The 4263-nt window shown below is 73.1% G+C and carries 5 protein-coding genes; all 5 read left to right on the top strand.

Features of this window, described 5'->3' with window-relative positions; all coding sequences use genetic code 11:
- Positions 1–633: signal peptidase I (gene lepB / locus ACTIFU_RS11900; protein ID WP_439578526.1), on the top strand; the 633-nt coding region annotated here is incomplete at its 5' end.
- Positions 630–1307, top strand: a complete 678-nt coding sequence (rnc, locus tag ACTIFU_RS11895) for a ribonuclease III (RefSeq protein WP_439578525.1) — start codon at positions 630–632, stop codon at positions 1305–1307. The genes lepB and rnc, both read left to right, overlap by 4 nt.
- Positions 1304–2197 carry a GTPase Era gene (gene era, locus ACTIFU_RS11890; RefSeq protein WP_439578524.1) on the top strand — a complete coding sequence of 298 codons (894 nt, stop codon included), beginning with the start codon at positions 1304–1306 and terminating at the stop codon, positions 2195–2197. The genes rnc and era overlap by 4 nt, the downstream gene beginning before the upstream one ends.
- A 135-nt stretch (positions 2198–2332) precedes the next feature.
- The gene (gene recO / locus ACTIFU_RS11885; RefSeq protein WP_439578523.1) at positions 2333–3061 is read left to right on the top strand and encodes a DNA repair protein RecO; all 729 of its coding nucleotides are present in this window, start codon (positions 2333–2335) and stop codon (positions 3059–3061) included.
- 55 nt (positions 3062–3116) lie between these two features.
- Positions 3117–4263 (top strand): hypothetical protein (locus ACTIFU_RS11880; protein ID WP_439578522.1); only part of this gene is annotated, 1147 nt, incomplete at its 3' end.

Here is a 4263-nt window from a genome sequence, read left to right as displayed (position 1 = left end):
GAGCCGTTCAACATCCCCTCGGCCTCGATGGTGCCGACCCTGCTGGTGGGCGACTACCTGTTCGTCTCCAAGTACTCCTACGGCTACTCGCGGTTCTCGATGCCGTTCTCGCCCCGGCTGTGGGAGGGGCGGATCTTCGCCTCCATGCCCGACCGGGGCGATGTCGCCGTGTTCCGCTGGCCGCGCGACGACACCACCGACTACATCAAGCGCATCGTCGGCCTGCCCGGCGACCGGGTGCAGATGATCAACGGCGTGCTCTACCTCAATGGCACCGCGACCAGGCGCGAGTCCGCCGGGCTCTGCGAGGAGGACGGCACCGGCACCCGCATCCGCAGCCGACGCTACCGCGAGACCCTGCCGGGCGAGCGCAGCTACTACATCTGCGTTTTCAGCGACACCGAGCGCTTCGACAACACGCAGGAGTTCCATGTCCCCGCCGGCCACGTCTTCGCCATGGGCGACAACCGCGACAACTCCTCCGACAGCCGTGACTTCGGCCCGGGCGGCGTGGGCTACGTGCCGGTCGAGAACCTGATCGGCCGGGCCGAGATCATTTTCTTCAGCCACGAGGGCCCGTTCTGGCAGGTCTGGAACTGGCGCTTCCGCCGCTTCCTCGACGCGATCAGGTGAGCGGGGACTTCGCCGACCGTCTCGCGCACCGCTTCGCGGATCCGGGCCTGCTGCGCCAGGCGCTGACGCATCGCAGCCTGACCCAGGGGCGCAACCGCGGACTCGCCAGCAACGAGCGGCTCGAGTTCGTGGGCGACCGCGTGCTCGGCCTCGTCATCGCCGAGTGGCTGGTCGAGCGCTTCCCGGGCGAGCGGGAAGGGGGGCTCGGCCAGCGGCTCGCGCATCTGGTGAATCAGGAGACACTGGCGGCGGTCGCCGGGCGGATCGCCATCGGCGAGGCACTGATCGTGCCCGCCTCCGAGGCGGCGACGGGGGTGCGCCGCCGCGCCACCGTGCTCGCCGACGCCTGCGAGGCGCTGATCGGCGCGCTCTACCTGGACGGCGGACTCGCCGCCGCGCGCGACTTCATCCGCGCGCACTGGGCCGAGGAGGTCGCGGCGTTGGCGGACGCACCACGCGACTCCAAGACGGCCTTGCAGGAATGGGCGCAAGGGCGCGGGCTCGCGCTGCCGGCCTATCGCACGGTGTCCGCCGAGGGGCCGTCGCACCGCCCGCGCTTCACGGTGACGGTGAGCGTCGGCGAGCAGAGCGCCGAGGCCGCGGGCGTCACCAAGCGCGAGGCCGAGAAGGCCGCCGCGGCCGCGCTGCTCGCCCGGCTGGAGGCGGGGTCGTGAGCGCAACACAGGCGGGCTTCGTCGCCATCCTCGGCGCGCCCAACGCCGGCAAGTCCACGCTGCTGAACCGGCTGGTCGGCGCCAAGCTGGCCGCGGTGTCACCCAAGGCGCAGACCACGCGATTCCGCATCCGCGGGATCGTCATGCGCGGGACCAGCCAGATCGTGCTGGTGGACACGCCCGGCATCTTCGCCCCGCGCCGGATGCTCGACCGGGCGATGGTGAAGGCCGCCTGGTCGGGCGCCTCGGATGCCGATCTCGCGCTGCTGCTGGTGGATGCGAAGGCCGGCCTGACCGAGGGCGTGCGCGCGATCGCCGAGCGGCTGCGCGGCACCGGCCGCCCGCTCTGGCTCGCGCTGAACAAGGTCGATCTCGTCGCCGCCCCGAGGCTGCTGCCGCTCGCGCGCGACCTCAACGCAATCGCGCCGTTCGCCGAGACCGTCATGATCTCGGCCGAGACCGGCGACGGCGTCGACCGGCTGCTCGACCGGCTTGCCGCGGCCATGCCCGAAGGCCCCTGGCTCTACCCGGAGGATGAGCTGTCGGATCAGCCCGACCGGCTTCTCGCCTCCGAGATCGTGCGCGAGCAGATCTACCGCCAGACCCACGAGGAGGTGCCTTACGGCACCACGGTCGAGACCGAGACCTGGGAGGAGCGGGCCGACGGCTCGGTGACGATCCGCGCCGCCGTGGTGGTCATGCGCGACAGCCAGAAAGGGATCGTGATCGGCAAGGGCGGGGCGCGGCTGAAGGCGATCGGCGCGGCCGCGCGCGCCGAACTCGAGCGCGAGCTCGGCCGCCGCGTGCACCTCTTCCTGCACGTGCTGGTGCGCGAGCGCTGGGACGAGGAACGGTCGCGGCTGCGCGACATGGGGCTCGATCCCGAGTGAGGTGCATGCGTCCGAGGGTCCCCCTCACGCTGACCCTCTCCCCTTCCCGGGGGAGAGGGGACCTGATGTCGCCGCCGGGTCCCCTCTCCCGCCCGCGGGAGAGGGTCAGGGTGAGGGTCGACCCCGCGCCCTGACATGGAACGCTGGGAGGATGAGGCGATCGTGCTGTCCGCCCGGCCGCACGGCGAGGGCCACGCCATCGTCTCCGTGCTCGCGCGTGGCCACGGGCACTGGCACGGCCATGTGCGGGGTGGCGCATCGACGCGGAGCCGCGGCGTCTGGCAGCCGGGCAATGTGCTGGCCGTGTCCTGGTCCGCGCGCGTCGCCGATCAGCTCGGCCATCTGACCGGCGAGCCGCTCGCCGCGATCGCCGCCGCCGCGATGGACGACCCGTGGTCGCTGGCACTGCTGTCCTCGGCCTGCGCGGTCGCCGAGGCAGCGTTGCCCGAGCATGAGCCGCACCCGCTCGCCTACGAGGGACTGCACGCGTTGCTCGTCCGCATCGGCGAGGGCGCATCGCTCGCGCCCGACTATGTGCGCTGGGAGGTCGCGCTGCTCGCTGAGCTGGGCTACGGGCTCGACCTCTCCGCCTGCGCGGTGACAGGCAGGCGCGAGGGCCTGGTCTACGTCTCGCCGCGCACGGGCCGCGCGGTGACGGCCGAGGGCGCGGGCGACTGGGCCGAGCGCCTGTTCGTGCTGCCGGCATTCCTGCTCGGCGACGTGCCTGCACGCGGCGCCGACATTGCGGCGGGGCTTCGCCTCACGGGACACTTTCTCGCCCGCGACGTCTTCGGGCTTGCGCATCGGCCGACCCCGGCGGCGCGCACCCGCCTCGCCGAGCGCGCAGAGGCCGAGCGCCCCTGACCTGCGGACAGGCCGCCTTGCCGCCGCCACGCGGTGCGGGCTTGATCGGCGGCGCATGACGACTCGCATCTCCACCAGCCTCGTCGTGCTGCTCGCGGCCCAGGCCGTGCAGACCACCACGACACTGCTCGCGGCGCCCGTCCTGGTGCACGGGCTGGGGCTGGACGGATTCGGCCTGCTGGGCATCACCACGATGCTTCTGCTGCTGCTCGGCGTCCTTGATGCCGGCGCGTCGACCGCGCTGACGCGGCGGCTCGCGGCGGAGGGGACCGCACCCGGAGCAGCGCTGCTCGCGGCCGCAGAGCGCGTCCTGCTCGCCTCGGCGTTGGCGGTGGCGCTGCTCGGGGCGGTGCTCGCCTGGCCGCTCGCCGGCGTGCTTGCGAGTGCGTGGCCCCGGGCCGAGCTCGCCGGCGGCCTCGCGCTTGCAACCCTTTCCGCCGCCGCGTTCTGGCCGACCGGACTGTACCAGGCCGGACTCAACGGGCGGGGGCGACAGGTCGAAGCGGCGCTGATCCAGGCCGCCGGGGCCATGCTGCGCTGGGGCGGGGCGGTCGTGCTGGTCCTGGGCGGGCTTACGGATGTGCGGGCCGTGCTGCTGTGGCAGGCGCTGGCGGGCGCGGGCACGGCAGCCGTCCTGCGGGCAAGGTTGCGGCGCGGTCTGCCGCCCGCGCGCGCCTCGCTAGTTGGGGCTACGGCGTATGTGCGCGACGTCTCCGCGCTGGCGCTGCTCGGCACCGGGTTCATGCTGATCGACCGCCTTGCCGGGGCGGCGATCCTGACACTCGGCGCGTTCGGCGCCTATGCGCTGGTCGCCCAGGTGGCACAGATGCTCGGCGTGCTGACGATGCCGGTGCGCGCTGTCTGGTTTCCGCGGGTCGCGGCGGCCGTGACGAACGGGCAGGAGGGCGAGGCGCGACGGGCCCTCGACCATGCCGCGCAGGTGCTTGCGATCCTGATCATGCCGTCGGCGGCCGTATTCGTGCTGCTGCCGCGCGCCCTGCTCTGGAGCTGGACGGGGTCGAGCGAACTGGTGGCGCACGCGGCGACCGCGCTCGCGGGTCTCGCCGCGGGGTGGGCGCTGATGGGGCTTGCCTCCACAGCGCTCATACGAGATTTTGCACGCGGAACGATGCGGCGCGCCACCGTTCTGTCGGCGTCCGCGGTCTCGGCACTCGTCGTCATCGCGCCGTCGGGCGCGGTTC

Source organism: Elioraea sp., assembly GCF_051860475.1.
Lineage (GTDB): Bacteria > Pseudomonadota > Alphaproteobacteria > Acetobacterales > Acetobacteraceae > Elioraea.
Note: the sequence above shows the minus strand (reverse complement) of the source record. Positions and strands in the feature narration are given on the sequence as shown.

What these genes read in the sequence shown, in the direction of transcription:
- recO (WP_439578523.1), top strand. Translation starts at nt 2,333, where the DNA reads ATGGAACGCTGGGAGGATGAGGCGATCGTGCTGTCCGCCCGGCCGCAC.